Origin of the sequence: Olleya sp. YS (assembly GCF_029760915.1) — a bacterium.
Classification (GTDB): domain Bacteria; phylum Bacteroidota; class Bacteroidia; order Flavobacteriales; family Flavobacteriaceae; genus Olleya.
In genome coordinates this window covers 1,810,210-1,835,893 of sequence record NZ_CP121685.1, presented here as the reverse complement: position 1 = coordinate 1,835,893, position 25,684 = coordinate 1,810,210, and the positions used below count along the sequence as shown (strand labels likewise).

Here is a 25,684-nt window from a genome sequence, read left to right as displayed (position 1 = left end):
TATTAAGCTACTGCTTTTCTGTTTTTACCGGTTTTCATTAAGCCATCATAGTGTCTATTTAACAAGTAAGAGTTTACTTGTTGCATAGTATCAATTGCAACTCCAACCATGATTAATAAAGAGGTTCCTCCAAAAAATAAAGCCCAACCAGATTGTACATTTAATAACTTAACAATAAACGCTGGGAACACAGCTATTAATGCAAGAAATATAGAACCAGGTAAGGTTATTTGAGACATAATTTTGTCTAAATATTCTGAAGTTTCAGATCCAGGACGAATACCAGGAATAAATCCTCCGCTTCGTTTTAAATCATCAGCCATTTTATTAGTAGGTACTGTAATTGCAGTATAAAAATATGTGAATATGATAATTAATAATGCAAATACTAAATTATACCAAAACCCGAAGATATCTGAAAAGTTAGATTGCATCCATAATCCTGCAGAGGTATCTTTTAATAAAGAAGATCCACCTATTAAACCAGGTACGAACATAATTGCTTGAGCAAATATAATTGGCATTACTCCTGAAGCATTAAGCTTTAATGGAATATATTGTCTAGATCCAAATACGTTTTTTTCATATCCACCAGTTGCAGAACGTCTAGCGTATTGTACTGCTATTTTACGTACTGCCATTACAAGCAATACTGATAACAGTATAATTACAAACCAGATAACGATTTCAAATAAAATCATCATTACGTTGTTTCCTGTTTCTAATCTTGATGCTGCATTCTGTAAGAAAGACTTAGGTAAAGTAGCAATAATACCTACCATAATTAATAATGAGATACCATTACCAATTCCTTTATCTGTAATCTTTTCTCCCAGCCACATTGCAAAGATACATCCAGTAACTAATATTATAATAGATGAGAAATAAAACATTCCACCTTGACCTAATAAAAATGCTGAATCTGGAATACCAAACATTGGACCTAAACTAGCTAAATATCCTGGAGCTTGTACCAAACATATTGCTATTGTTAACCAACGTGTGATTTGAGTGATTTTTTTCTGACCACTAGCACCTTCTTTTTGTAGTTTTTGTAAATAAGGAATAGCTATACCCATTAACTGAACTACAATAGAAGCAGAAATGTAAGGCATAATTCCAAGTGCAAACACAGATGCGTTAGCAAATGCGCCTCCAGTAAATGCATTTAATATTCCGAAAATTCCTTCTGATGTACCAGATTGTAAGTTTTCTAATTGTGCTGCATCAATACCAGGTAATACTACTTGTGCTCCAAAACGATAAACTAATAACAAACCTAGTGTAACTATGATTCTGTTTCTTAGTTCTTCAATTTTCCAAACATTTTTTAATGTCTCTATAAATTTCATGCGTCTAATTGTCTTATAAAGTTACAGCTTCTCCTCCTGCAGCTTCAATAGCAGCTTTTGCAGTAGCAGTAAATTTATGAGCTGTTACACTTAATTTTGATTTTAATTCACCTCTCCCTAAAATTTTAACTAGTTCGTTTTTACCAACTAATCCTAAATTTACTAGCGTATCAAAATCTAATGTGCCTTTTATTTTTTTATCGTCAACTAATTGTTGGATTACATCAAGATTTACTCCTTGATATTCTTTACGATTAATATTAGTAAAGCCAAATTTAGGTACTCTACGTTGAAGTGGCATTTGACCTCCTTCAAAACCTACTTTTTTAGAATAACCAGATCTAGATTTAGCTCCTTTGTGACCACGTGTAGCAGTACCACCTTTTCCAGAGCCTTGTCCTCTACCTATTCGTTTACCTTGACTTTTAACTGAACCTTCTGCAGGTTTTAAATTACTTAAATCCATTTTCAGTATTGTTATTTAGTTTCTTCAACAGAAACTAAGTGATTTACTTTTGCTATCATTCCTAAGATATTAGGAGTAGCCTCGTGTTCTATAGTTTGTCCAATCTTTTTAAGACCAAGAGCTAATAAAGTTCTTTTTTGTCTTTGTGTTCTGTTGATTGCACTTTTAACTTTTGTTACTTTTATCTTAGACATTTCTGTAATGATTATCCGTTAAAAACTTTTTCTAAAGAGATTCCTCTTTGACGAGCAATCGTTTTAGGGTCTCTTAATTGTAATAAAGCATCAAAAGTTGCTTTTACCACGTTATGAGGGTTTGATGATCCTTGAGATTTTGATAATACATCATGTACACCTACTGCCTCTAAAACTGTTCTTACAGCTCCACCAGCAATAACTCCTGTACCAGGAGCTGCAGGAATGATATTTACTCTTGCTCCACCAAATTTTCCTTTTTGTTCGTGTGGTAAAGTTCCTTTCATGATTGGAATACGTACTAAGTTTTTCTTAGCATCTTCAATTGCTTTTGCTATTGCACTAGCAACGTCTTTAGATTTTCCTAAACCATGACCTACAACACCTGCTTCATCTCCAACCACTACGATTGCTGAGAAACCAAATGCTCTACCTCCTTTTGTTACTTTTGTAACTCTTTGTACACCAACTAAACGATCTTTAAGATCTAATCCACTTGGTTTTACTAACTCTGCGCTTTTGTATTTTTGATACATAATTTCTTAGAATTTAAGTCCTCCTTCTCTAGCTCCTTCAGCTAATGATTTTACTCTACCATGATATAAATAACCACCTCTATCAAAAGCGATAGTTTCAACACCAGCTTTTAAAGCTTTTTCTGCGATAGACTTACCTACTAATGCAGCTACTTCTACTTTACTTCCTTTTGCTGAAATATCTTTATCTCTAGAAGATGCAGCAGCTAATGTTTTACCAGATACGTCATCTACTATTTGAGCATAAATTTCTTTATTACTTCTAAAAACAGTTAATCTTGGTCTAGCTTCTGTACCAGAAACAACCTTACGGATTCTGCTTTTAATTCTTATTCGTCTTTCGTTTTTTGTTAACGCCATAACTAAATTATTATGCTGATTTACCTGCTTTTCTTCTTAATATTTCTCCAACAAACTTAATACCTTTTCCTTTGTATGGCTCAGGTTTTCTGAAACCTCTAATTTTAGCAGCAACTTGTCCTACTAATTGTTTATCGTGAGAGGTTAATTTTATTATTGGATTTTTTCCTTTATCAGAAACTGTTTCAACTTTAACTTCTGGAGCTAAACTAATAACTATATTATGAGAGAAACCTAAAGCTAAATCAAGGACGTTCCCTTGGTTAGATGCTCTGTATCCAACTCCTACTAATTCTAGTTCTTTAGTCCATCCTTTAGATACACCTTCAATCATATTATATACTAATGAGCGGTATAAACCGTGTTTAGCTTTTTGATCTTTAGTATCTGCTGAACGCGTTACTAATACATTTCCTTCTTCAACTTTTACTTCAACAGTATCAAAATCCTGAGTTAATTCTCCTAATTTTCCTTTTACTGTTATTGTATTATTGTCTACTGTTACAGTTACTCCTTCTGGAATGGCAACTGGATTATTTCCTATTCTTGACATTTTCTTCTGGATTTTAGATTAGTAAACGTAACATAAAACTTCACCACCTACATTGTCTCTTTGTGCTTGCTTACCAGTCATTACTCCATGAGAAGTAGAAACGATAGCAATACCAAGACCGTTTAGAATACGTGGTAATTCTTTAGAACTAGAATATTTACGTAAACCTGGTTTACTTATTCTTTGTAATTTTTTAATTACTGGTTCTTTTGTCTCTTTATTATACTTAAGAGCTATTTTAATAGTTCCTTGTACTGAAGAGTCATCAAACTTATAACTTAAAATATATCCTTGATCGAATAAAATTTTAGTTATATCCTTTTTTAAATTTGAAGCAGGTATTTCAACTACTCTGTGATTAGCACGCACTGCGTTTCTAATTCTAGTTAAATAATCTGCTATTGGATCTGTATACATATGTATTGATTTGCGGACTTGGTTTTCGGACTATTCCGAACCTTAGACCAATTATAATTTTACCAACTTGCTTTTTTAACACCAGGTATTAAACCTTGGTTAGCCATTTCTCTGAACATTACACGAGAAATTCCAAATGTACGCATGTAACCTTTTGGTCTACCAGTTAATTTACATCTGTTGTGCTGACGTACTGGTGAAGCGTTTTTTGGTAACTTTTGCAATGCTTCATAATCTCCAGCTTCTTTTAAAGCTTTACGTTTTGCAGCATATTTAGCTACTGTTTTAGCTCTTTTTACCTCGCGGGCTTTCATTGATTCTTTAGCCATAACTTAGTTTTTTTGAAAAGGTAACCCTAATTCTGTTAATAATGATTTAGCCTCTTTATCTGTTGCTGCAGAAGTTACAAATGTAATATCCATACCATCAATTTTATTAACCTTGTCAATATTAATTTCTGGGAATATGATTTGCTCAGTAACTCCTAAATTGTAGTTACCTCTTCCGTCAAAACCAGTAGCTCTAATCCCGTTAAAATCTCTTACACGTGGAAGTGCAGAAGTAATTAAACGATCTAAAAATTCGTACATTCTTTCTCCTCTTAACGTAACTTTAGCACCAATTGGCATTCCTTTACGTAATTTGAAAGAAGCTACATCTTTTTTAGATATGGTAGCAACAGCTTTTTGTCCTGTAATATTAGTTAACTCGTCTACTGCATAGTCAACTAATTTTTTATCAGCTACAGCAGCACCAACACCTCTAGATAATACTATCTTTTCTAATTTTGGTACTTGCATTACATTTTTGTAGCCAAACTCTTCTGTAAGAGCAGCAATTACTTTGCTTTTATACTCTTCTTTTAGTCTCGGTGAATATCCCATAACTATATTACTTCATTAGATTTTTTAGAAAATCTGACTTTTTTATCACCTTCTACTCTATAACCTACTCTTGTTGTTTCTCCTTTAGAAGTCAACAATGATAAGTTTGAGATGTTGATAGGCGCCTCTTTTTCTACAATACCTCCTTGAGGGCTTTGTGCACTTGGTTTAGTATGTTTCTTAACCATGTTCACACCTTCCACTATAGCTTTATTTTTGTCGATAAATACTTGTTGCACTTTACCTTCTGACCCTTTATGATCACCAGCTATAACTTTTACGGTATCTCCTGTTTTTATTTTAAGCTTTGTCATTTTTTTATCAATTAAAGCACTTCTGGTGCTAATGATACAATTTTCATGAATTGTTTATCACGAAGTTCTCTAGCTACAGGTCCAAATACACGTGTACCTCTCATTTCACCCGTTGGGTTTAAAAGGACACAAGCGTTATCGTCAAATCTTATGTAAGATCCGTCTGGACGTCTAACTTCTTTTTTTGTACGTACAACAACTGCTGTTGACACAGCTCCTTTTTTAATGTTTCCATTAGGAGTTGCATCTTTTACAGTGACAACTATTTTATCACCTACAGAAGCGTATCTTCTTTTAGTACCCCCTAGAACACGTATTGTTAATACTTCTTTTGCTCCAGTGTTATCTGCTACTTTTAGTCTTGATTCTTGTTGTACCATAATTACTTCGCTCTTTCAATTATTTCAACTAATCTCCAACATTTAGATTTACTTAAAGGTCTTGTTTCCATGATCTTTACAGTATCTCCAATATTACAATCGTTTGTTTCGTCGTGTGCAACGTATTTTTTAGTTTTTAACACGAACTTTCCGTACATAGGGTGTTTTACTTTTTTAACTTCAGATACCACAATTGATTTCTGCATCTTGTTACTAGTAACAATTCCTATACGCTCTTTTCTTAAGTTTCTTTTTTCCATCTTGTAAGCAGAATTATTTTAAATCTCTTTTAGTTAATTCTGTTGCAATTCTTGCAACTGTACGTCTAACCTGACGTAATTGAATTGGATTCTCTAAAGGAGAAACTGCATGAGCCATTTTTAAATCTAAATAGCTCTTCTTTGTATCACTAAGTTTCTCTTGTAACTCAGCTACAGATAATTCTTTAATTTCTGATTGTTTCATAATATCAAATAAATTATGCTTCGTAATCTCTAGCGATTACAAACTTAGTTTTTACTGGTAATTTTTGAGCTGCAAGTCTTAATGCTTCTTTAGCGATATCTAAAGGCACTCCTCCAACTTCAAAAAGGATTCTTCCTGGTTTAACTACTGCTGCCCAATATTCTACTGCTCCTTTTCCTTTACCCATACGTACTTCAAGAGGTTTTTTAGTGATTGGCTTATCTGGAAATATTTTAATCCAAAGTTGACCTTCTCTTTTCATGTAACGTGTAGCTGCAATACGAGCTGCTTCTATTTGACGTGATGTTAAAAAGTTAGAATCTAATGATTTTATTCCAAAAGTTCCGTTTGAAAGTTGGTGACCTCTACCAGAGTTCCCTTTCATACGACCCTTTTGCATTTTTCTAAATTTTGTTCTTTTAGGCTGTAACATTTTTTCTGTGCTTTAAAAAATTACTTTCTACGACGAGATTGATTTTTATTATCTCTTCCGCCTCGTCCACCTTTTCCTTGCTTCTTAGCTAAGCCAACAAGAGGAGAAAGTTCTCTTTTACCATATACTTCACCTTTCATGATCCATACTTTTACTCCTAATCTACCGTAAGTAGTATGAGCTTCAACTAAAGCATAATCAATATCGGCTCTAAAAGTTGATAAAGGAATACGTCCTTCTTTGTAGTGTTCTGAACGTGCCATTTCAGCTCCGTTTAAACGACCACTAATTTGTACTTTTATTCCTTCAGCATTCATTCGCATAGTTGCAGCAATTGCCATTTTTATTGCACGTCTGTATGAAATTCTATTTTCAATTTGACGAGCGATACTTGATGCTACTAAAAATGCGTCTAATTCAGGTCTTTTAATTTCAAAAATATTGATCTGAACTTCTTTCCCAGTAATTTTCTTAAGCTCTTCTTTTAACTTGTCTACCTCTTGACCACCTTTTCCGATAATAATACCAGGTCTAGCAGTAGTGATAGTAACGGTTACAAGTTTTAAAGTTCTCTCAATAATTACACGAGATACACTAGCTTTAGATAAACGCGCGTGAACGTATTTTCTAATCTTATCGTCTTCGGCAAGTTTGTCACCATAATCGTTTCCTCCGTACCAGTTAGATTCCCATCCTCTGATAATTCCTAAGCGATTTCCGATTGGATTTGTCTTTTGTCCCATATCTATCTTAGCTTTGTGTGTTATTGTTAGCTCCTACAACGATGGTAACGTGGTTTGAGCGTTTTCTTATTCTGTGTGCACGTCCTTGAGGAGCTGGGCGTAATCTTTTTAACATAGATCCACCATCTACTCTAATCTCTTGAACAAATAATTCTGCCTCTTCTATACTTGCATCTTCATTTTTAGCCTGCCAGTTAGCAATCGCAGAAAGTAATAGTTTTTCTAAACGATTTGATGCTTCTTTTTGACTAAACTTTAAAATATTAAGTGCTTTTTCTACGCGTTCACCTCTTACTAAATCGGCTACTAAACGCATTTTTCTTGGTGACGTAGGACAGTTATTAAGTTTTGCAAAAGCAATTTGCTTTTTACCTTCCTTAATAGCGTCTGCCATTTGTTTTTTACGACTTCCCATAGCTTACTTTTTACCTTTATTTTTAGCACCTGCATGACCTCTAAAAGATCTTGTTGGTGAAAATTCTCCTAATTTATGTCCAACCATGTTTTCTGTAACATAAACTGGAACAAACTGACGACCGTTATGTACTGCAATAGTTTGTCCAACAAAATCTGGAGTTATCATACTTGCTCTTGACCAAGTTTTGATAACCGTTTTTTTGTTTGCTTCTACATTAGCAGCTACTTTCTTCTCTAATTTATAGTGAACGTAAGGTCCTTTTTTTAATGATCTTGCCATGTCTTATTATTTCTTTCTACGTTCTACAATATATTTATTACTCGCTTTAGTTTTAGAACGTGTTCTATATCCTTTAGCTGGTATACCGTTTCTAGAACGTGGATGTCCACCCGATGATTTTCCTTCACCACCTCCCATTGGGTGATCTACAGGGTTCATAACAACTGGTCTTGTTCTTGGTCTTCTACCTAACCATCTACTACGTCCTGCTTTACCAGAAACTAATAATTGATGATCAGAATTTGAAACTGCTCCAATAGTTGCCATACATGCTACTAAAATTAATCTAGTTTCACCTGAAGGCAATTTAATGGTTGCGAATTTACCATCTCTTGCCATTAACTGAGCAAATGCACCAGCACTACGAGCCATAACAGCTCCTTGTCCTGGACGTAACTCTACACAAGAAATAATTGTTCCTAATGGAATGTTTGCTAAAGGCATTGCGTTTCCTATTTCAGGAGTTGCACCTTCACCAGAAACAACAGTTTGTCCAACTTGTAAACCATTTTGAGCAATGATATAAGTTTTCTCGCCATCTTGATAATTCAATAATGCGATAAATGCTGTTCTGTTTGGATCGTATTGAATAGAAGCAACTTCTGCAGGTATACCTGTCTTAGTTCTTTTAAAATCAATAATACGATATCTACGTTTGTGACCACCACCTTTATAGCGTGTCGTCATACGTCCTTGACTGTTTCTACCACCTGATCTTTTTATCGGAGCTAATAAGCTTTTTTCCGGCTTGTCAGTAGTAATGGCGTCAAACCCATTTACTACTCTAAATCGCTGACCTGGCGTGATTGGTTTTAATTTTCTTACTGACATTTGTCTTTAATTACATGTTAGTGTATAAATCAATCATTTCACCTTCCGCCAGTTGTACAATTGCTTTTTTCATTGCATTTGTTTTACCATGCTGAATACCAGTTTTTGTAAACTTGGTACTTCTATCTGGACGGACATTTATAGTACGAACTTTTTCAACAGAAACTCCATAAGCAGCTTCTACTGCTTTTTTGATTTCTACCTTGTTCGCCTTAGTGTTCACAAAGAAACTATAGCAGTTATTTAACTCGCTACTAGCAGTTGCTTTTTCTGTGATTATAGGTTTAATTAAGATATTCATTTTGTTTCTATTTACTTAAATTCGACTCAATTCCTTCTAAAGAACTCTCTAAAAGGACAACTTGATTTGCATTTAATATTTTATAAGTACTTAATTCTGAGCTAGTTATAACTTCAGAGCCTTTCAAATTACGTGACGACAAATATACATTATTATTTGAAGCACCCAACACAAACAATGATTTTTTGTTTTGAAGGTCTAATGCATTTAAAACTGCAGTGAAATTTTTAGTCTTTGGAGCATCAAAATTAAAGTCTTCTAAAACGATAATTGACTTTTCATTTGCTTTGATACTTAAAGCAGATTTACGTGCTAAACGTTTTAAATTTTTATTAAGTTTGAATGAGTAATTTCTTGGTCTTGGTCCAAACATACGACCTCCTCCTCTAAAAACTCCAGACTTGATACTACCAGCTCTGGCTGTACCTGTACCTTTTTGTTTTTTAATCTTACGCGTACTTCCGGTAATCTCAGCTCTTTCTTTAGCTTTATGAGTACCTTGTCTTTGATTTGCTAAGTATTGCTTAACATCCAAATATACAGCGTGATTATTAGGTTCAATAGCAAAAACTCCGTCAGAAAGGTCTGCCTTTCTACCTGTTTCTTTTCCGTTTATATCTAAAACTGCTACTTTCATTATTTTCTAATAATTACATAAGCGTTTTTATGTCCTGGTACACAACCTTTGACAACAAGTAAATTCTTTTCAGGAACTACTTTTAAAACTCTTAAATTTTCAACTTTAACTGAATCTGTTCCCATTCTTCCTGCCATACGCATTCCTTTGAATACTCTAGCTGGATAAGACGCTGCTCCAATAGATCCTGGCGCTCTTAAACGATTGTGTTGACCGTGAGTAGCTTGACCTACACCAGCAAATCCATGACGTTTAACAACTCCTTGAAATCCTTTTCCTTTTGACGTACCTGATACATCAACAAATTCACCTTCTGTGAAGTGCTCTACAGTGATTGCATCACCTAATTTGTACTCCGCATCAAAACCTTTAAATTCTACGATTTTGCGTTTTACAGAAGTTCCTGCTTTTTTAGCATGACCTAAGTCAGCTTTAGTAGCACTTTTTTCTGTCGCGTCATCGAAACCAAGTTGAACAGCTTCATAGCCATCAACTTCTTTAGTTCTGACTTGGGTAACGATACATGGTCCAGCTTCGATTACTGTACAAGGAATATTTTTCCCGTTTTCATCAAAGATGCTGGTCATACCGATTTTTTTTCCAATTAACCCAGACATAATTATTATTTATTTATTGTTACTATTTATTAATATTCAAGGCTGAAAATACGTTTCAGCCTTGAATTGTATTTTTACCGTTTTTCCTTCGCCCGAAGCTTAGGACATGTTTCGTTTAATCTTTGCTAAACGATTGTTTTTACTTACACCTTAATCTCAACTTCTACTCCACTTGGTAATTCAAGCTTCATTAAAGCGTCAATGGTCTTAGAAGATGAAGAGTAAATGTCTAATAATCTCTTGTAAGAGCTTAATTGAAATTGTTCTCTTGACTTCTTATTTACGTGTGGTGAACGTAATACAGTGAAAATTTTCTTGTGTGTTGGTAATGGAATTGGTCCAGTTACAACAGCACCTGTGCTTTTTACTGTTTTTACAATCTTTTCAGCAGACTTGTCTACTAAGTTGTGATCGTAAGACTTTAATTTTATTCTGATTTTTTGACTCATTTTATTTAAGATTTACGATTCAACTCCTTTTGCTGCTTTGATAACTTCTTCTGAAATATTAGAAGGTGTTTCTGCATAATGAGAAAATTCCATAGTAGACGTTGCACGACCAGAAGATAATGTTCTTAATGTCGTAACATATCCAAACATTTCTGATAATGGAACGGTAGCTTTTACAGTTTTTGCTCCTGCTCTGTCTCCCATATCACTTACTTGACCTCGTCTTCTATTTAAATCTCCAACTATGTCTCCCATGTTTTCTTCAGGTGTTATTACCTCAAGTTTCATAATAGGCTCCATAATTACTGCTTTTGCAGCTTTTGCAGCATTTTTAAATCCTAATTTAGCAGCCAATTCGAATGATAATTGATCCGAATCCACATCGTGATAAGATCCATCTGTTAATGTTACTTTCATAGCATCAACTTCGTATCCTGCTAATGGACCATTTACCATTGCCATTTTGAATCCTTTTTCAATAGAAGGGATAAATTCTTTAGGAACGTTACCACCTTTAATTTCAGATACAAATTCTAAACCTTCTTTACCTTCTTCTGCAGGCTCAAGAGTGAATACAATATCTGCAAATTTACCACGTCCACCAGATTGCTTTTTATAAACCTCTCTGTGTTCTGCACGTTGTGTAACTGCTTCTTTGTACTCTACTTGAGGTTGACCTTGGTTTACCTCAACTTTAAACTCACGCTTTAAACGATCAACTATAATATCTAAGTGAAGCTCACCCATTCCTGATATAATTGTTTGACCTGAAGCTTCGTCTGTTCTTGCTGTAAATGTTGGATCTTCTTCAGATAATTTAGCTAATGCCATACCTAATTTATCAACATCTGCTTTAGTCTTAGGTTCCACAGCTATACCAATTACTGGATCTGGGAAGTCCATAGATTCTAGAACAATTGGATGTTTTTCATCAGACATAGTATCTCCTGTCTTGATATCTTTAAATCCTACTGCTGCTCCAATATCTCCTGCTTCGATGAAATCGATAGCATTTTGCTTATTAGAATGCATTTGGTAGATACGAGAAATACGCTCTTTTTTTCCTGAACGGTTGTTTAAGATATAAGAACCAGCGTCTAAACGACCAGAATATGCTCTAAAGAAAGCTAAACGACCTACAAAAGGATCAGTAGCAATCTTAAATGCTAAAGCAGCAAATGGATCATCTACACTTGGTTTACGTAAAACGTCTTCACCTGTTTCTGGGTTAGTTCCTACTATACCTTCTTTATCTGTTGGAGATGGTAAGTAACGACATACTGCGTCTAATAAAAACTGAACTCCTTTATTTTTGAATGCAGAACCACAAATCATAGGAATGATAGCCATATCCATTACAGCAGCTCTAAGTGCAGCGTGCACTTCTTCTTCTGTAATAGAATCTTCATCTTCCATGAATTTTTCTAAAAGATCTTCGTCATAACTTGCTACTTCCTCAATTAAAAGTGCACGATATTTACGAGCTTCCTCTTTCATATCTTCTGGAATATCAATAACATCAAAAGTTGCCCCTTGAGTTTCGTCATGCCATACTATAGCTCTGTTTTTTACTAAATCAATGATTCCTTTAAAATCTGCTTCATCACCAATATTTAAAACAATTGGTACTGCGTTAGATTTTAACATGTCTTTTACTTGCTGACATACTGCTAAAAAGTTAGATCCTTGACGATCCATTTTGTTAACAAAACCTATTCTAGGCACTTTATAATTATCTGCAAGTCTCCAGTTAGTCTCAGATTGAGGCTCTACACCATCAACTGCACTAAATAAAAACACTAGACCATCTAAAACACGTAAAGATCTATTTACCTCTACAGTAAAATCTACGTGACCAGGAGTATCAATAATATTAAAGTGATATCCTTTAGTATCTGGTGTTGGGTTTCCGTTTTCTAATGGGAAATTCCACGTACAAGTTGTAGCTGCAGATGTAATGGTAATACCACGTTCCTGCTCTTGCTCCATCCAGTCCATTGTAGCAGCACCATCATGTACTTCTCCAATTTTATGTGAAACTCCTGTATAATAAAGAATACGCTCGGTAGTTGTAGTTTTTCCTGCATCAATATGCGCTGCAATACCTATGTTTCTTGTGTATTTTAAATCTCTTGCCATGTCTTATTAAAATCTAAAGTGAGAGAATGCTTTATTGGCTTCTGCCATCTTATGTGTATCAACACGTTTTTTAACTGCTGCTCCTTCTTCTTTAGCTGCTGCTAAAATCTCTGAAGCTAAACGTAATGCCATAGATTTTTCATTTCTCTTTCTAGAGAAACTAATTAACCATTTCATTGCAGTAGACACCTTACGGTCTGCACGTATTGGGTTAGGAATTTGGAATGTTGCTCCACCTACTCTACGACTACGTACTTCTACGTGAGGCATAACATTTGATAATGCATCTTTCCAGATTTCTAAAGCTGTTTTTTCTTCGTCCGTCTTTTTAGAATCTACGATGTCAATTGCATCATAAAATACTTTAAAAGCTACAGACTTCTTTCCGTCCCACATCATCATGTTTACGAATCTAGTTACTAACTGATCGTTAAAACGCGGATCTGGTAAAAGCGGTCTTTTTTTCGCTGCTCTTTTTCTCATGTCTTCTTCTTAAAGTTTTAAATTACTTTTTAGGGCGTTTTGCACCATACTTAGATCTACGTTGTGTTCTACCTGCAACACCTGCTGTGTCTAAAGCACCACGAACGATGTGATATCTAACTCCTGGTAAATCTTTTACCCTTCCACCTCTAACCAATACTATCGAGTGCTCTTGTAAATTGTGACCTTCTCCACCGATGTATGCATTTACTTCGTTTCCGTTTGTTAAACGAACCCTTGCCACCTTACGCATTGCTGAGTTAGGTTTTTTAGGTGTCGTTGTATAAACACGAGTACATACACCACGTCTTTGAGGACACGAATCTAAAGCAGCCGATTTACTCTTCTTGGTTATTTTGGCTCTTCCTTTTCGTACTAATTGTGAAATTGTTGGCATATAATTTTAATATAATTTTATGTTACCTCTCTCTAAGAGGGCTGCAAAGGTAGAAATTAAAATGGATTATTCAAATCTTAATGTATTAATTTTTAGTAGTTTTTAAAATTTAATATAACCAACGTATTAAATAGTAAGTTTTTTACGTTAGTTTTATTCTTTTAATTCTTAAAAAATAGTATTGAATTTTATCAAAAAACTTTTACTAGTATCCATTATATTTTCTTTTCAGCTTAGTTTAAGTCAAGAATTAAAATTGAAAATCATTGGATTTAATGATAATGAGACCACTTTAATCTCTGACTACAAATACGAGGTTATTCATAATAATTTGGAATCTATTACCAATGAAGTTAATTTGTTTCAAAACAAACTTGAAAAGGATGGATATTTAAATAATACAGTGATTTCTGCTAAATTCGACAACGATTCTGTTTTTGTGACAAAAATTCATTTAAAAAATAAAATCGAGAACATAGTCATATATATAGACTCTACAATCAGTTCAAAAAGTTTTTATTCAAATTTAAAATTACCAGAGTTAAATAATAACAGCTTTGTACTTGAATATAATAGCATTGAACAGGAATTAAAAAAATATAATCAAATAGTAAGCTCATCTGGCTATCCGTTTTCAAACTTAAAACTAAGTGATATAAAACAAAAAGACAGTGCCACATTAAGTGCTAAATTGGAAATTGACACAAAAGAACAAATTAGAAAACTAGACAAAGTAATTATAAAAGGATATGAAAAGTTTCCTGTTTCTTATTTAAAACGATATTTAAAAATTGATACCGGAAAACCATTTAATTTAGAATCAATTAACAAAAAAGTTATTACCTTAAATAATCTAAGTTTTGCTAATCAAACTAAACCTCCTGAGATTTTATTTAGTAAAGACTCCACACAATTATATCTTTATTTAGAAAAAACACCAAGTAATAATTTTGATGGTTTTATTGGTTTCACAACCAATGAAACTAGTAATAAAATTGAATTTAATGGATACCTTAATCTATATCTTGAAAACAATTTAAATTATGGCGAAAGCCTCTATTTGGATTATAAAAGTGATGAAAGTGACCAGAAAAATTTTAACTTAAAAGCAAACCTTCCATATATATTTGGCTCTCCTTTAGGTGTGGAAGCTTCTTTAGCTATACTTAAAAGAGATTCTACGTTTATTAACACCAAGCAACAAGCTAGTTTGTTTTATCAATTAAATGACAAAAACAGTATTTATTTAGGTTTAGAAAGTACAGAATCTAGTAATTTATCCAACTCTAATATTATAAATAATGTTGAAGATTTCAATTCGGTATTTTATACTACGCGCTATCAATACATCAAACGTCAGAATTTAGAAAAGTTATTTCAAATTAAATCTCTTTTCAAGGTTCAATTTGGAATTGGTAAAAGAGACACTAATATATTTAGTGAAACGCAAACTTTAATTGACGTAAGTGCCCATCATATTTTTAATTTAAATCCTAAAAATAGTATTTATTTAAAGGCTATTGTCCAATCCATTAACTCTGACACTTATTTAGAAAATGAATTGTTTAGGTTTGGAGGGATAAACACCATTCGTGGTTTTACAGAAAACAGCCTTTCTGCAAACAGTTTGTATATATTAAATTCAGAATACAGATATAAGCTTAGCAGTAGTATTTTCATAAATTCAGTCATAGATATTGGCAACTTCAGTAACAATGTTATAAATCAAAAAGAAAACTTATATGGTTTTGGATTTGGTTTTGGGATATTAACTAAAGGAGGACTGCTTCGCTTTATTTATGCTAACGGTAAAACAGATAATGAAACATTTAATTTTTCAAATTCAAAAATACATCTTAGCTTAAATGCTACATTTTAAACACAACTTTAAATATACTTCAATAAAAATGTTAAAATTTTATTAAAATAAGTTGTCATATAATTGTTTTATTAACAAAAAATTAAGAAATTTGATTAAGACTAATTTAACAAAACTATATGAAAACAAATCTCAATCGAATTTTAACTCTATTTCTGTTAATGACCATAAATTTGTCATTTGCGCAAAATCGAACTATCAGTGGTGTGGTCTCTGATGAAAACAATTTACCTCTACCGTCAGCAACTGTAGTTATTAAAGGCACATCAGAAGGTACTTCAACAGATTTTGATGGTAACTATATTATCGAAGCTAATGAAGGTGATGTTTTAGTATTTGGCTATGTTGGTTATGCTGACAAAGAAATTGCTATTGGAAATGACGACACCATTAATGTCTCTTTAAGCTTGGACAATACTTTAGACGAAGTAATCATAACCGCAGTAGGTATAAAAAGAAAACCAGATGAAATAACCACAGCATATGAAAACTTAAAAGCTGAAGAGATAGTCGCAGCAAACAATCCAGATGCTGTACAGTCCCTTGCAGGAAAAGTTTCTGGATTACAAATAAATACGACTAATACTGGTGTAAATCCATCTACGACTATTTCATTAAGAGGAACAAGATCTTTATCTGGATCTAATTCTGCACTAGTAGTTATTGATAATGTTATTTCATCAGCGACAATTCTTTCTGATTTAGATCCTGAAATTATAGAATCCATAAACGTCATCAAAGGTCCTAATGGAGCCGCACTATATGGATCAAGAGGTGGTAATGGTGTTATTGTTGTTACTACAAAAAAAGGAACTAAAAATAAAGGTAAATTAAATATCAACTTTTCATCTACAGTAACCTTTGAAGATATCGCCTTTTTACCACAACTACAAGATAGATATGGTAAAGGGTATTGGGGAGAAGTTGATGCGTTTGATCAAGGGTCTTGGGGACCAGAATATGATGGTTCTATCCAACCTGTAGGTTTACCTTATCCAACAGTTACAGATTTTAGATATGCACCATACGAGTTTAGAAAAGACAACATGAAAGACTTTTTTAATACTGGTGTAGCACTTCAAAATACAGTATCTGCATCTGGTGGTGACAGCGAAGGGTTTTACTCACTAACTGCAAACCGTAGAAAAACCGATGGAATAATTGGACAAGACACTTACAAAAAAGACTTTTTAGCCTTAAGTGCTGGTAAAACTTTTAATAAATTTTCCATATCAGGAAATGTTCGTTTTACCAATGAAGATCAATCAGTTTCTAATGGTGTTTATGGACAATTAGCCCAATTACCAAGTGATGTCAATGTAAGAGATTTTGATTCAGGTAGCAATACTGATCACTGGACTGCTTTTGGAGATAGTCCATATTGGGTTAGAAATAATCAGCGCTCAAATTCTGACAATGTAAGGTCTGATTTATCTGCTGAATTATCTTATAAATTTAATGATAATATTAGCACTATCTTAAGAAGTAACGTTGTTACAAATAGTGGTAAAAGCATTCAATATGTTAATGATTATGTAGCTGAATACACAATAACTGGAGACGCTAGAGATATACAGTCATCCTTAGCTGTTTCTAGTTCTAACTCAAGAACATTGTATACAGATTTAATCACAAATTTTAATTATCAGTTAACAGACGATATTGAATTAAAATCACTTATTGGCTTTAATACAACAGAAAGCAAAGGTTTCTCTCAAACTACTTCAGGTGATATTTTAACTTTACCAGGATTATATACAGTAGAAAACATATCAAGTGGTATTACAGTGTCAGACTTTAGCTCTAAAAGAAGACAACAAGCTGTTTTCGCTAATGTTGATTTAAGCTATAAAGACTATTTATATTTAAACTTAACAGGAAGACAAGAGTGGGATTCTAGATTACAGTCACCAGGTAGGTCTTTAAAAGACATTGGATTTCTGTATTATTCTGCTGGTGCATCATTTATACCAACAAAAGCATTTCCTGAAATAAAAAGTGACTTTTTAAATAAAATAAAAATATCTGGTGGCTATGTTAAAACAGCCAACATTTCTGCACTTGGTGCTCATGATTTATATGACACTGGGTTTAGACCCTCAGCATTTCCTTATCCAGGTGGCGTAAATTCATTTTTAATTCCATCATCAACATTTGACAATGCAATTGAACCAGAATTTATAAACACCTATGAGGTTAATCTTAATTTAGAATTACTTAAAAGAGGCGGTACACCTAGAATAACTTTAGACGGTAGTTATTCTTTCTACACTAATGACAACCAAATCTTAAGTGCTAGTGTATCATCTGCAACTAGCGTATTTAGTGCAGGTGTAAATGTTGGTGAAACTGAAACCAACGCTTATGAAGTTGACTTAGGTTTAACACCTATCAAAACTGACAATATGAGGTGGAATCTAAACTTTGGTTATGCATCTCAAAAAACTATTGCTAATAAAATAACAGAAGACTCTGATATTTTAGGATCAGGTTCTCCTGGTATTTACGCTGTTCAAGGCGAAGAATTCCCGTTAATAAGAGGTAGCGCATATGAACGTGATGATCAAGGTCGTGTAGTATTAAATCCAGATGGCTCGCCAAGAACTGCATCAGGTTTAAAAATCTTAGGAAAAACTACACCAGATTATATTTTGAATTTCAATACAGAATTCTCCTATAAAGGATTTAAATTAAGTGCTACAGCAGATTTTAGAACTGGACATGTTTTTTACTCCAATATATATAATAATTTGACTGGACAAGGTAGAAGTTTTATTACAGCTGAAAATGGTAGAGGATATTTTGTATTCCCAAATTCTACAGTTCTAGGCTCTGGAACAACTAATACTAGCACATTAACTGGACCTTCTTACGGTGGACCAAGCCAATATGCACAATATCAATCATTTATTCAAAGTGGTGATTTTACTGGTGTTGATGAAAACTTTATCTTAGACGCAACAGCTTTCAAAATTAGAGAAATAGCATTAAGCTACACACTTGATAGAAAGTTTTTAGACAATACGTTTTTAGACGGAGTTTCTGTTGGTATTTCTGGAAGAAATTTAATAACTATTCTACCAAAAGAAAATAGAAGATATAATGACCCTGAAATAGGTTCTGGTATTGGAGGTTATGGTCAAACACCTCCAACAAGATTCTATTCTATGAATGTGAAATTTAACTTTTAATGTCTAAGAAAATGAAAAACATAAACACGATAATAAAAATATCTTTACTTGTAATATCTACATTAATAATCTCTTGTAGTGATGTACTTGTAAACGAAGATCCTAATGGAGTAGTAATTGATGAGTTACCACCAGAAGTAATATTACCAGGAGCTTTAACATTACCTGCAGCAACATTAAGCACAACAATGAACGGACTAGGTAATACAATGATAGCAACTTGGTCTGGTAATGCACAACAAGTACAAGCACCATATTTTGTAGAATTTCAATATCAACTTACCACAGATTTTTACAGTGGTATTTGGGATAATTTAATGGCAAGAACCGGTAATTTAACTACTATTATTAATAATAACAACCCAGGTAATTATGATTATTTCAAGGCTGCTGCAAAAATTTATAGAGCATTCTACTTTCAATATCTAGTAGACCTGTATGGAGATATTCCTTTTACGGATATACATCAAAGAGGTGATTTACTATTTCCAACATACGATAATCAGGTTGAAGTTTACATAAATTTAATTTCTCAAATTAATGAAGCTATAGCACAAATTTCCAATACAGATACAAACTCTGCAATCACAATGGGAACTAATGATGTTGTTATGGGAGGAGACATGGATAAATGGGTTAAATTTGGAAATAGCTTAAAACTTAGAATGTTATTAAGAATGTATGACTATGCGCAAACAACACCAGATGTATTAACATTTTTAAATTCTGAAGTTACGATGTTAAACAGTGCAGATTTTCTTGGTTCTGGAGAAGACGTAACCATTAACCCAGGATATTCAGATGAACAAGGAAGAATGAATCCATTTGCTGAGACCTTCGGATATGATCCTGGAGAATTTGGCAACTCAAGTAATCAAACTTTTTCAAATTTAAGAGCTGGCCCTACTACTTTTTTAGTAGAATTTTTAAATGGTACCACAAATGGTGTCATGGACCCGAGACTAAATAGATTATATGCAACTAGATCTGGTCAATCGTCTATACAAGGTAACACTCAAGGTGGAGGTGATCAACCTTCCAGAATTGGTCCAGGTTTATTGATTTCACCACAACAAGATGGTTATATAATGACAGCGTCTGAATCTTTATTCTTACAATCTGAAGCAGTAGAAAAAGGATTACTAACTTCAGGTAATGCAAAAGCTTTATTTGAATCAGCTATAGAATCGTCATTTAATAGATTAGGTGCTAACATTGGAGGTTACTTAAGTTCGATTAATAATATAAATACAGTTGGATGGGACGGAAGCACTAATAAATTAGAGGCTATAATTACCCAAAAATGGATAGATTTAGGAGGCACGAATGGTATTGAAACTTGGATTGAGTACACAAGAACAGGTTTCCCAAGCAACATGCCTCTTCCAGATATAACAAGTAGACCAGATAGACCAAATAGGTTATTATATCCTACCTCAGAGTATTCAGGAAATTCCGCTAATGTAAATCCATACGGACAAACTGTTGATAGTGCATTTGATACCAAAGTTTTTTGGGACGTTAACTAATAAAATTATGACAATGAAAAAAATAAAATTAATACCACTAACAATTTTAGCATTAGTTCTTGCTATTTCTTGTTCAGTTGATGACAACCCACAACAACTAGAATCAGATTTTTCAAACCTGCCTTACGTAGTTGGTTTTGATAGAACTTCAGATAGTTATGTTTTCCTACCAAGTGATGTTAACCCTGTAAACGCTAGTGTAAGCATTCAATTAGGTAGTGGACCTGGCGGGTTATATTCATCGCAGGATACCACAGTAAGTTACGAAATTGATACAGCCAACTCTAATGCAATTATTGGTTCTGAATTTGAAATTTTAAATACTTCAAACACCTTTACAATTCCAGCAGGAAGAGAAATTTCAAGCGAAACTTTGGATTACACAATATTTCCTTCAAACTTACCTTTTGACGAACAAAAAAATGTCAAAATAAACCTTATATCACAAACTAATGGTGTTGTGACTGGTCAACAAATAGGAACCATAGATATTATTTTTGAGCGATGTGATCCTCCTTTGGTCGGAACTTACACAGCTGCAAACACAGTTAATGGTTCTTCAAATGGTGACGGAGAAACTGTTAACATTACAGCTCTAGAATGTAATGTATATAGAGCTAGTAATTTACCAAACTTTAACGGTGTATTCACTTGGGACTTTATCTTAAATAGTGATAACACAATAACACTTACAGGAACATTGGATACATTTTCAAATATGGTTACAGGAAACGGTGTACTGTTATCAGATGGCACAATACAAATAAACGATTTTGACCTAGAAGATAACGCTCAAGACATGAGCTTTGATTTAATACCAAATTAATAAATTACTAAAATCATGAACATAGATAAAATAAAAATACTGTCATTTTTAATCCTTGCAGGAACATTGATATTCTCTTGTGAAGAAGATGATAGCATCGCAAGAAAAGGTAAACCATCAATAACTGTAACTAATAAAACTGTAACTGTCACCGAAGGTGAAACAGCAACATTTAACTTAGTCGTAGATTATGCAACAATTAATCCTATTAGTATAAGAATAGATGTATTGGACGAAAGTGGAAACCCAATAGTAGTTGTAGAGCCATCTGATGGAGATTCAAACTCAGGAAATGGCTACTCGCCAATTGAAATTGAAGATATATTTGTACCATATAATACTTGGTTTGATTCCGGCTACTTCTCTTATGGCTATCAAGGAGGATCAGGTTATATAGCAGTCTTTGATTCTGGTCAAACTAATTTAGATATTAATATCGAAACAATTGAAGATATATTACCAAACGATACTAAAACTGTTCAATTAAGACTTACATCTACTAACTTACTAGAAGCTACAATAGATGAAGTAGTGACTATAAACATTGAAAACCTAATAGGGGAAGACTTAATAACAAGACTAGATTGGGCTGGTGATTATTTAGACAATGGTGTTGTAGCATGTGATGGTTTTGACGGATTAGATCTAGATTTAGAACTTTACTTTAATGGTGGATTTGCCGATTTTAGTTATAATGACTGCCCAGAGGAAATAATAATTTTTAATACTTATCCAGATGGAAGTTATGAAATAGACGCTAGTTTTTGGACAAATAATGGATTTACATCATCTTCAGTTACAAACGTACCAGTAAAAATAATATTTGCAAAATCAGGAGTCTTTTATCAAGAGGTTGATTTATCATCTTTATTCCCTTTAGCAAACGGAGGGCTATTAGACGGTAATGGTAGTGCTATCACAACTTTTTTTATAAATAAAACTGGAAATATTTATACAGTTACAGATAGTAATAACAGTCAAATAGTACAAGGAAGAACAAAAAACAATAGGATAACCATTGAAGAAAAGAAAAAACTGAAAAAATAATTTTTTTCAAAAACCAAATAAAAAAGCTATCATTATTACTATTTTGATAGCTTTTTTGGGTAAAAAAAAGGTGTATCCTGTAATTATTACAGAAAATATACGACTATAGAATTATGAAATCACTCAAAAACAATTCTTTTTAGTTTCAAAATTTATATCCAAAATGTAAATATTTATGAGAAAAAAGTTGTTTTATTAAGTTTTTATTATGATTTTTGGCGGAGACTAATTCAAATAAAATAAAAAATGAAAACAAAGTTTAGTGGAATTTTAACGCTATTTCTAGCGTTTGTTGTGCAAATATCGTTTGCTCAAGAAAAAACAATTTCAGGAGTCGTTTCCGACGAAAATGGATTACCATTACCAACTGCCAATGTAGTTGTAAAAGGAACTTCTACTGGAACATCAACAGATTTTGATGGTAATTATTCAATTAGCGCAAGCGCTGGTCAAATGTTACAATTTAGTTATGTTGGTTATGGTACTAAAGAGGTAGCTGTTGGAGCATCCAACACAATTAATGTTTCTTTAGAGCCTGATAATGCATTAGATGAGGTTGTAATTGTAGGTTATGGTACCACAACTACTAAAGCCTTTACAGGTACAGCATCTACTGTTAGTGCAGAAAATCTTGAAGCAAAATCATTTACAAATGTAACTCAAGCATTAGCTGGTGAGGTTGCAGGTGTATCAGTAATTAATACTTCTGGACAACCTGGAACAATTGCTACTGTTCGTGTAAGAGGATATGGTTCGCCATTAGGTAACCGTTCTCCTTTATACGTTGTAGATGGTATTCCATTTAATGGAACTTTTGAGATAAACTCAATTAACCCAGCAGACATTAAAAGTACTACAGTACTTAAAGATGCAACTGCAACTGCTATTTACGGATCTAGAGGTGCTAATGGTGTTGTATTAATTACAACTAAATCTGGTACTAGATCAGAGCAAGGTTACATTGAAGTTGACCTTAAAACTGGTATCAACACTCAAATTATCCCAAGATATGATGTAATTACTTCTCCAGAAGAATACATTGGATATGTATGGGAAGGTTTAAGAAACAGAGGTGTAGTAACTGGTAACCCAGATCCAGTAGGATTTGCAAACAATACATTATTAACTGATAATGGTATTGGTGATGGTTACAACATGTGGGATGCTGCAACAGCTGCTGATTTAATTGATCCAGCAACTGGAACAGTAAGAGCAGGTGTTAATAGATTATTTACACCTGAACGTTACGCTGATGAAGCATTCGGAACTGGTTTTAGAACTGAATCTAACTTACGTATGGGTGGAGGTTCTGAAAAATCAAAGTACTTTGTTTCTGTAGGTTATTTAGATGATAAAGGATATTCAATTAATTCAGATTTTAATAGATTTAGTGCAAGATTAAATTTAGACTCTGACTTAAAAGATTGGTTAAACGTTAGTACTAATATTGGTTACTCTAATACTAAAACAACTAATAATGGTCAAATCGTAGGTTCAGAAAACGTTTTTGAATTTGCTGATAAAATGGCACCAATCTATCCTGTTTTTGCTAGATTCCCAAACACTGGAACATTAATACCAGATCCAATTTATGGAGGTGCTCAATATGATTATGGTTCTCCAACTGGTGCACTTAATGGTTTCACTAGAAACAGACCTAATGCAAACTTATTGAATCCAATTGGTTCAGCTGTTTTAGATTTTGATGGTAGAAATACTCAAGCCGTAAATGGTAACATCAGTATGAAATTTAAGATAACTGATAATTTAACTTTTGAAAATACTTTTGGTGGTCAATATTCTTTCTTTAGAAGAAATAATGCTTCTAACCACGTTTATGGTACAGGAGCAAACACTAATGGTTCTTTAGGTGTTACTGATCAAGTAAGATGGACAAAATCTTTCTTACAATTATTAAGATATAACACAACATTTGGTGATAGTAGACACTCTCTTGAAGTATTAGCTGCACACGAATCTTTTGAACAAAGCTTTACACAGTCAAGACAATTCATGCAGAATGTTATTTTACCAGGAGTTTATAACTTACAAAACTATTTAGAAACGCAAGGTTTACCTGATGGATATGAAAATGCGTCTGGTTTAGAATCATACTTTAGTCAAGCAAACTATAGTTTAGATGACACTTATTATTTGACAGCTTCTGTTAGAACTGATGGTTCTTCTAGATTCGTAAATGACAAATGGGGTGTATTTGGATCATTAGGAGCTGCTTGGATAGTTTCTAACGAAGATTTTATGAGTGATAGCTTTATGTCTTACTTAAAAGTTAAAGGTTCTTACGGTATTACTGGAGACCAGCAAGGTGTAAGTACAGCTTTAGGATTTGATACTTTCAACTCTAGTTTAGTAGGTGGAGAATTAGCATTAGATTTAAATACTGTAGGTGATCCAGATTTAACATGGGAAACTTCTAGAATGTTACAAGGAGGACTTGAAATGAGTTTTGGTAATTATTTAGATGTTAATGTTGATTACTATAGAAAAAACACTGACAATCTTTTCTTTAATCAACGTAGAGGACCTTCTGCTGGTATCGCTGCTATTAGAGTAAATGACGGTGAAATCTTAAACTCAGGTATAGAATTCGATATTACTGGTCATATTTTCAACACGGAAGACTTCAAATTAGATGTTTCTGTTAATGGTGAAATATTAAGTAATGAAATGACTGCTATGCCATTAGATCCTAGTACAGGATTACCAAGAGTTATTGACTCTGGAACAAGTCCAGATGGTGCTTATGCATACGCAGAAGGACGTTCTATCTTTGATTTCTGGATGAGAGAATGGGCTGGAGTTGATCCTGCTGACGGTTCTCCAATGTGGTATCAGTACTACGATGATGCTAACAATAATGGTATCCTTGATGCTGGTGAAGAGTCATTTTCGATTGATGATGGTAGCGGTGGAGATTTAAACACTTCAGGTTCGTTATTTGAGTACAGACAAAAAGTTGGTGGAAACATCAAAAAGACTGTAACTAAAACGTATGCTGATGCAACACAAGTATATCTTGACAAATCATTTATTCCTGATTTAAGAGGAGCATTTAGAGTATCTGCAAGATATAAGAACTTTGATTTCTCTACTCAATTTACTTACAGCATAGGTGGTTACGCTTATGATGGACAGTATGCAGAATTAATGAGTGATCGTTTTGGAGCTGCTGGAAACAATTTCCACAGAGATATTGCTAATAGATGGCAAAATCCTGGTGATGTTACTGATGTGCCAATCTTAGCAGATAATGCAATTGTAAATGGTACTTCTCAATCTTCTAGATTCATTACAAGTACAGATTTTATAGCATTAAACAATGCAAGAATTGGTTATACATTACCAAACAGATTTACAGATAATATTGGTTTAGATGACGTTAACATTTGGGTTTCAGGTGATAACTTACTTATCAAAACTGCAAGAGAAGGATTTAATCCTTCAGTAAGGGAAGCAGGAAATTCTGGTCGTAGAATTTATGCTCCTGCAACAACTATCACTTTAGGAGCTAGAGTGAAATTTTAATTAAAAAAAAAGAAAATT

31 protein-coding genes are annotated in these 25,684 nt (G+C 33.4%); 6 read left to right on the top strand and 25 right to left on the bottom strand.

Going from position 1 to position 25,684, the window contains the following annotated elements:
* Nucleotides 1–2: 2 nt before the first annotated feature.
* From secY to rpsL, 25 genes are all read right to left on the bottom strand, one after another.
* The gene (gene secY, locus Ollyesu_RS08380; RefSeq protein ID WP_279300778.1) at nucleotides 3–1,352 is read right to left on the bottom strand and encodes a preprotein translocase subunit SecY; all 1,350 of its coding nucleotides are present in this window, start codon (nucleotides 1,350–1,352) and stop codon (nucleotides 3–5) included.
* Nucleotides 1,353–1,365: 13 nt separating this feature from the next.
* Nucleotides 1,366–1,818 carry a 50S ribosomal protein L15 gene (rplO, locus tag Ollyesu_RS08375; protein ID WP_279300777.1) on the bottom strand — a complete coding sequence of 151 codons (453 nt, stop codon included), beginning with the start codon at nucleotides 1,816–1,818 and terminating at the stop codon, nucleotides 1,366–1,368.
* An 11-nt stretch (nucleotides 1,819–1,829) separates the two neighbouring features.
* The gene (rpmD, locus tag Ollyesu_RS08370) at nucleotides 1,830–2,012 is read right to left on the bottom strand and encodes a 50S ribosomal protein L30 (RefSeq protein ID WP_279300776.1); all 183 of its coding nucleotides are present in this window, start codon (nucleotides 2,010–2,012) and stop codon (nucleotides 1,830–1,832) included.
* Between the two features lie 11 nt (nucleotides 2,013–2,023).
* On the bottom strand, nucleotides 2,024–2,548 hold the full coding sequence (gene rpsE / locus Ollyesu_RS08365; RefSeq protein WP_111659922.1) for a 30S ribosomal protein S5: 525 nt from the start codon (nucleotides 2,546–2,548) through the stop codon (nucleotides 2,024–2,026).
* Nucleotides 2,549–2,554: 6 nt separating this feature from the next.
* Complete coding sequence (gene rplR / locus Ollyesu_RS08360) at nucleotides 2,555–2,908, bottom strand: 50S ribosomal protein L18 (protein WP_279300775.1); 354 nt, start codon at nucleotides 2,906–2,908, stop codon at nucleotides 2,555–2,557.
* Nucleotides 2,909–2,918: 10 nt separating this feature from the next.
* Nucleotides 2,919–3,461: a 50S ribosomal protein L6 gene (rplF, locus tag Ollyesu_RS08355; RefSeq protein ID WP_279300774.1), complete on the bottom strand. Its 543-nt coding sequence runs from the start codon at nucleotides 3,459–3,461 to the stop codon at nucleotides 2,919–2,921.
* A gap of 18 nt (nucleotides 3,462–3,479) precedes the next feature.
* Nucleotides 3,480–3,878, bottom strand: a complete 399-nt coding sequence (gene rpsH / locus Ollyesu_RS08350) for a 30S ribosomal protein S8 (RefSeq protein WP_279300773.1) — start codon at nucleotides 3,876–3,878, stop codon at nucleotides 3,480–3,482.
* Between the two features lie 59 nt (nucleotides 3,879–3,937).
* On the bottom strand, nucleotides 3,938–4,207 hold the full coding sequence (rpsN, locus tag Ollyesu_RS08345; RefSeq protein ID WP_279300772.1) for a 30S ribosomal protein S14: 270 nt from the start codon (nucleotides 4,205–4,207) through the stop codon (nucleotides 3,938–3,940).
* 3 nt (nucleotides 4,208–4,210) lie between these two features.
* A complete protein-coding gene (gene rplE / locus Ollyesu_RS08340; RefSeq protein WP_111659926.1) occupies nucleotides 4,211–4,762 on the bottom strand; it encodes a 50S ribosomal protein L5 in 552 nt (183 codons plus the stop codon).
* 2 nt (nucleotides 4,763–4,764) lie between these two features.
* Nucleotides 4,765–5,076 carry a 50S ribosomal protein L24 gene (gene rplX, locus Ollyesu_RS08335; RefSeq protein WP_279300771.1) on the bottom strand — a complete coding sequence of 104 codons (312 nt, stop codon included), beginning with the start codon at nucleotides 5,074–5,076 and terminating at the stop codon, nucleotides 4,765–4,767.
* An 11-nt stretch (nucleotides 5,077–5,087) separates the two neighbouring features.
* Entirely contained in the window at nucleotides 5,088–5,456 is a 369-nt protein-coding gene (gene rplN / locus Ollyesu_RS08330) for a 50S ribosomal protein L14 (RefSeq protein ID WP_111659928.1), read from the bottom strand.
* 2 nt (nucleotides 5,457–5,458) lie between these two features.
* Complete coding sequence (rpsQ, locus tag Ollyesu_RS08325; RefSeq protein WP_111659929.1) at nucleotides 5,459–5,716, bottom strand: 30S ribosomal protein S17; 258 nt, start codon at nucleotides 5,714–5,716, stop codon at nucleotides 5,459–5,461.
* A 13-nt stretch (nucleotides 5,717–5,729) separates the two neighbouring features.
* Nucleotides 5,730–5,921 carry a 50S ribosomal protein L29 gene (gene rpmC / locus Ollyesu_RS08320; protein WP_111659930.1) on the bottom strand — a complete coding sequence of 64 codons (192 nt, stop codon included), beginning with the start codon at nucleotides 5,919–5,921 and terminating at the stop codon, nucleotides 5,730–5,732.
* 13 nt (nucleotides 5,922–5,934) lie between these two features.
* Nucleotides 5,935–6,354 carry a 50S ribosomal protein L16 gene (gene rplP, locus Ollyesu_RS08315; protein WP_279300770.1) on the bottom strand — a complete coding sequence of 140 codons (420 nt, stop codon included), beginning with the start codon at nucleotides 6,352–6,354 and terminating at the stop codon, nucleotides 5,935–5,937.
* A 20-nt stretch (nucleotides 6,355–6,374) separates the two neighbouring features.
* Entirely contained in the window at nucleotides 6,375–7,097 is a 723-nt protein-coding gene (gene rpsC, locus Ollyesu_RS08310; RefSeq protein ID WP_111659932.1) for a 30S ribosomal protein S3, read from the bottom strand.
* A gap of 7 nt (nucleotides 7,098–7,104) precedes the next feature.
* Nucleotides 7,105–7,512 carry a 50S ribosomal protein L22 gene (gene rplV / locus Ollyesu_RS08305; RefSeq protein ID WP_111659933.1) on the bottom strand — a complete coding sequence of 136 codons (408 nt, stop codon included), beginning with the start codon at nucleotides 7,510–7,512 and terminating at the stop codon, nucleotides 7,105–7,107.
* Nucleotides 7,513–7,515: 3 nt separating this feature from the next.
* Nucleotides 7,516–7,794, bottom strand: coding sequence for a 30S ribosomal protein S19 (gene rpsS / locus Ollyesu_RS08300; protein ID WP_027880209.1), 279 nt, complete (start codon nucleotides 7,792–7,794; stop codon nucleotides 7,516–7,518).
* Nucleotides 7,795–7,800: 6 nt separating this feature from the next.
* The gene (rplB, locus tag Ollyesu_RS08295; protein WP_279300769.1) at nucleotides 7,801–8,625 is read right to left on the bottom strand and encodes a 50S ribosomal protein L2; all 825 of its coding nucleotides are present in this window, start codon (nucleotides 8,623–8,625) and stop codon (nucleotides 7,801–7,803) included.
* A gap of 10 nt (nucleotides 8,626–8,635) precedes the next feature.
* Complete coding sequence (gene rplW / locus Ollyesu_RS08290) at nucleotides 8,636–8,926, bottom strand: 50S ribosomal protein L23 (RefSeq protein ID WP_279300768.1); 291 nt, start codon at nucleotides 8,924–8,926, stop codon at nucleotides 8,636–8,638.
* 7 nt (nucleotides 8,927–8,933) lie between these two features.
* Nucleotides 8,934–9,563, bottom strand: coding sequence for a 50S ribosomal protein L4 (gene rplD / locus Ollyesu_RS08285; protein WP_279300767.1), 630 nt, complete (start codon nucleotides 9,561–9,563; stop codon nucleotides 8,934–8,936).
* A complete protein-coding gene (gene rplC, locus Ollyesu_RS08280) occupies nucleotides 9,563–10,180 on the bottom strand; it encodes a 50S ribosomal protein L3 (RefSeq protein WP_279300766.1) in 618 nt (205 codons plus the stop codon). The genes rplD and rplC overlap by 1 nt, the downstream gene beginning before the upstream one ends.
* Before the next feature lie 143 nt (nucleotides 10,181–10,323).
* Nucleotides 10,324–10,629: a 30S ribosomal protein S10 gene (rpsJ, locus tag Ollyesu_RS08275; RefSeq protein ID WP_010181931.1), complete on the bottom strand. Its 306-nt coding sequence runs from the start codon at nucleotides 10,627–10,629 to the stop codon at nucleotides 10,324–10,326.
* Nucleotides 10,630–10,641: 12 nt separating this feature from the next.
* Entirely contained in the window at nucleotides 10,642–12,768 is a 2,127-nt protein-coding gene (fusA, locus tag Ollyesu_RS08270; protein WP_279300765.1) for an elongation factor G, read from the bottom strand.
* Between the two features lie 6 nt (nucleotides 12,769–12,774).
* Complete coding sequence (gene rpsG, locus Ollyesu_RS08265) at nucleotides 12,775–13,251, bottom strand: 30S ribosomal protein S7 (protein ID WP_111659939.1); 477 nt, start codon at nucleotides 13,249–13,251, stop codon at nucleotides 12,775–12,777.
* 22 nt (nucleotides 13,252–13,273) lie between these two features.
* Nucleotides 13,274–13,648: a 30S ribosomal protein S12 gene (rpsL, locus tag Ollyesu_RS08260; protein WP_008269190.1), complete on the bottom strand. Its 375-nt coding sequence runs from the start codon at nucleotides 13,646–13,648 to the stop codon at nucleotides 13,274–13,276.
* Nucleotides 13,649–13,904: 256 nt separating this feature from the next.
* On the opposite strand from rpsL, the gene Ollyesu_RS08255 reads away from it, so the two are divergent.
* The 6 genes from Ollyesu_RS08255 (at nucleotide 13,905) to Ollyesu_RS08230 (ending at nucleotide 25,666) form a co-directional block, all read left to right on the top strand.
* Nucleotides 13,905–15,527 (top strand): ShlB/FhaC/HecB family hemolysin secretion/activation protein, encoded by a 1,623-nt coding sequence (locus Ollyesu_RS08255; RefSeq protein WP_279300764.1) that lies wholly within the window; start codon nucleotides 13,905–13,907, stop codon nucleotides 15,525–15,527.
* A gap of 119 nt (nucleotides 15,528–15,646) precedes the next feature.
* Nucleotides 15,647–18,718 (top strand): SusC/RagA family TonB-linked outer membrane protein, encoded by a 3,072-nt coding sequence (locus tag Ollyesu_RS08250; protein WP_279300763.1) that lies wholly within the window; start codon nucleotides 15,647–15,649, stop codon nucleotides 18,716–18,718.
* 11 nt (nucleotides 18,719–18,729) lie between these two features.
* Complete coding sequence (locus Ollyesu_RS08245) at nucleotides 18,730–20,247, top strand: SusD/RagB family nutrient-binding outer membrane lipoprotein (protein ID WP_279300762.1); 1,518 nt, start codon at nucleotides 18,730–18,732, stop codon at nucleotides 20,245–20,247.
* Nucleotides 20,248–20,260: 13 nt separating this feature from the next.
* Nucleotides 20,261–21,073 carry a hypothetical protein gene (locus tag Ollyesu_RS08240; RefSeq protein ID WP_279300761.1) on the top strand — a complete coding sequence of 271 codons (813 nt, stop codon included), beginning with the start codon at nucleotides 20,261–20,263 and terminating at the stop codon, nucleotides 21,071–21,073.
* Between the two features lie 15 nt (nucleotides 21,074–21,088).
* Complete coding sequence (locus tag Ollyesu_RS08235) at nucleotides 21,089–22,120, top strand: hypothetical protein (protein ID WP_279300760.1); 1,032 nt, start codon at nucleotides 21,089–21,091, stop codon at nucleotides 22,118–22,120.
* Between the two features lie 246 nt (nucleotides 22,121–22,366).
* Nucleotides 22,367–25,666, top strand: coding sequence for a SusC/RagA family TonB-linked outer membrane protein (locus Ollyesu_RS08230; protein ID WP_279300759.1), 3,300 nt, complete (start codon nucleotides 22,367–22,369; stop codon nucleotides 25,664–25,666).
* The last annotated feature ends 18 nt before the right edge of the window (nucleotides 25,667–25,684 follow it).

What these genes read in the sequence shown, in the direction of transcription:
- rplW (WP_279300768.1), bottom strand. Translation starts at nt 8,926, where the DNA reads ATGAATATCTTAATTAAACCTATAATCACAGAAAAAGCAACTGCTAGT.
- rpsG (WP_111659939.1), bottom strand. Translation starts at nt 13,251, where the DNA reads ATGAGAAAAAGAGCAGCGAAAAAAAGACCGCTTTTACCAGATCCGCGT.
- rplR (WP_279300775.1), bottom strand. Translation starts at nt 2,908, where the DNA reads ATGGCGTTAACAAAAAACGAAAGACGAATAAGAATTAAAAGCAGAATC.
- rplD (WP_279300767.1), bottom strand. Translation starts at nt 9,563, where the DNA reads ATGAAAGTAGCAGTTTTAGATATAAACGGAAAAGAAACAGGTAGAAAG.
- rpsN (WP_279300772.1), bottom strand. Translation starts at nt 4,207, where the DNA reads ATGGCTAAAGAATCAATGAAAGCCCGCGAGGTAAAAAGAGCTAAAACA.
- fusA (WP_279300765.1), bottom strand. Translation starts at nt 12,768, where the DNA reads ATGGCAAGAGATTTAAAATACACAAGAAACATAGGTATTGCAGCGCAT.
- rpsQ (WP_111659929.1), bottom strand. Translation starts at nt 5,716, where the DNA reads ATGGAAAAAAGAAACTTAAGAAAAGAGCGTATAGGAATTGTTACTAGT.
- Ollyesu_RS08230 (WP_279300759.1), top strand. Translation starts at nt 22,367, where the DNA reads ATGAAAACAAAGTTTAGTGGAATTTTAACGCTATTTCTAGCGTTTGTT.
- rpsH (WP_279300773.1), bottom strand. Translation starts at nt 3,878, where the DNA reads ATGTATACAGATCCAATAGCAGATTATTTAACTAGAATTAGAAACGCA.
- rplE (WP_111659926.1), bottom strand. Translation starts at nt 4,762, where the DNA reads ATGGGATATTCACCGAGACTAAAAGAAGAGTATAAAAGCAAAGTAATT.
- Ollyesu_RS08250 (WP_279300763.1), top strand. Translation starts at nt 15,647, where the DNA reads ATGAAAACAAATCTCAATCGAATTTTAACTCTATTTCTGTTAATGACC.
- rpsS (WP_027880209.1), bottom strand. Translation starts at nt 7,794, where the DNA reads ATGGCAAGATCATTAAAAAAAGGACCTTACGTTCACTATAAATTAGAG.
- rplV (WP_111659933.1), bottom strand. Translation starts at nt 7,512, where the DNA reads ATGGGAAGTCGTAAAAAACAAATGGCAGACGCTATTAAGGAAGGTAAA.
- rpmC (WP_111659930.1), bottom strand. Translation starts at nt 5,921, where the DNA reads ATGAAACAATCAGAAATTAAAGAATTATCTGTAGCTGAGTTACAAGAG.
- rplB (WP_279300769.1), bottom strand. Translation starts at nt 8,625, where the DNA reads ATGTCAGTAAGAAAATTAAAACCAATCACGCCAGGTCAGCGATTTAGA.
- rplN (WP_111659928.1), bottom strand. Translation starts at nt 5,456, where the DNA reads ATGGTACAACAAGAATCAAGACTAAAAGTAGCAGATAACACTGGAGCA.
- rpsJ (WP_010181931.1), bottom strand. Translation starts at nt 10,629, where the DNA reads ATGAGTCAAAAAATCAGAATAAAATTAAAGTCTTACGATCACAACTTA.
- Ollyesu_RS08235 (WP_279300760.1), top strand. Translation starts at nt 21,089, where the DNA reads ATGAACATAGATAAAATAAAAATACTGTCATTTTTAATCCTTGCAGGA.
- Ollyesu_RS08245 (WP_279300762.1), top strand. Translation starts at nt 18,730, where the DNA reads ATGAAAAACATAAACACGATAATAAAAATATCTTTACTTGTAATATCT.
- rplX (WP_279300771.1), bottom strand. Translation starts at nt 5,076, where the DNA reads ATGACAAAGCTTAAAATAAAAACAGGAGATACCGTAAAAGTTATAGCT.
- rpmD (WP_279300776.1), bottom strand. Translation starts at nt 2,012, where the DNA reads ATGTCTAAGATAAAAGTAACAAAAGTTAAAAGTGCAATCAACAGAACA.
- rplP (WP_279300770.1), bottom strand. Translation starts at nt 6,354, where the DNA reads ATGTTACAGCCTAAAAGAACAAAATTTAGAAAAATGCAAAAGGGTCGT.
- Ollyesu_RS08240 (WP_279300761.1), top strand. Translation starts at nt 20,261, where the DNA reads ATGAAAAAAATAAAATTAATACCACTAACAATTTTAGCATTAGTTCTT.
- rplO (WP_279300777.1), bottom strand. Translation starts at nt 1,818, where the DNA reads ATGGATTTAAGTAATTTAAAACCTGCAGAAGGTTCAGTTAAAAGTCAA.
- rpsL (WP_008269190.1), bottom strand. Translation starts at nt 13,648, where the DNA reads ATGCCAACAATTTCACAATTAGTACGAAAAGGAAGAGCCAAAATAACC.
- rplC (WP_279300766.1), bottom strand. Translation starts at nt 10,180, where the DNA reads ATGTCTGGGTTAATTGGAAAAAAAATCGGTATGACCAGCATCTTTGAT.
- rplF (WP_279300774.1), bottom strand. Translation starts at nt 3,461, where the DNA reads ATGTCAAGAATAGGAAATAATCCAGTTGCCATTCCAGAAGGAGTAACT.
- secY (WP_279300778.1), bottom strand. Translation starts at nt 1,352, where the DNA reads ATGAAATTTATAGAGACATTAAAAAATGTTTGGAAAATTGAAGAACTA.
- rpsC (WP_111659932.1), bottom strand. Translation starts at nt 7,097, where the DNA reads ATGGGACAAAAGACAAATCCAATCGGAAATCGCTTAGGAATTATCAGA.
- rpsE (WP_111659922.1), bottom strand. Translation starts at nt 2,548, where the DNA reads ATGTATCAAAAATACAAAAGCGCAGAGTTAGTAAAACCAAGTGGATTA.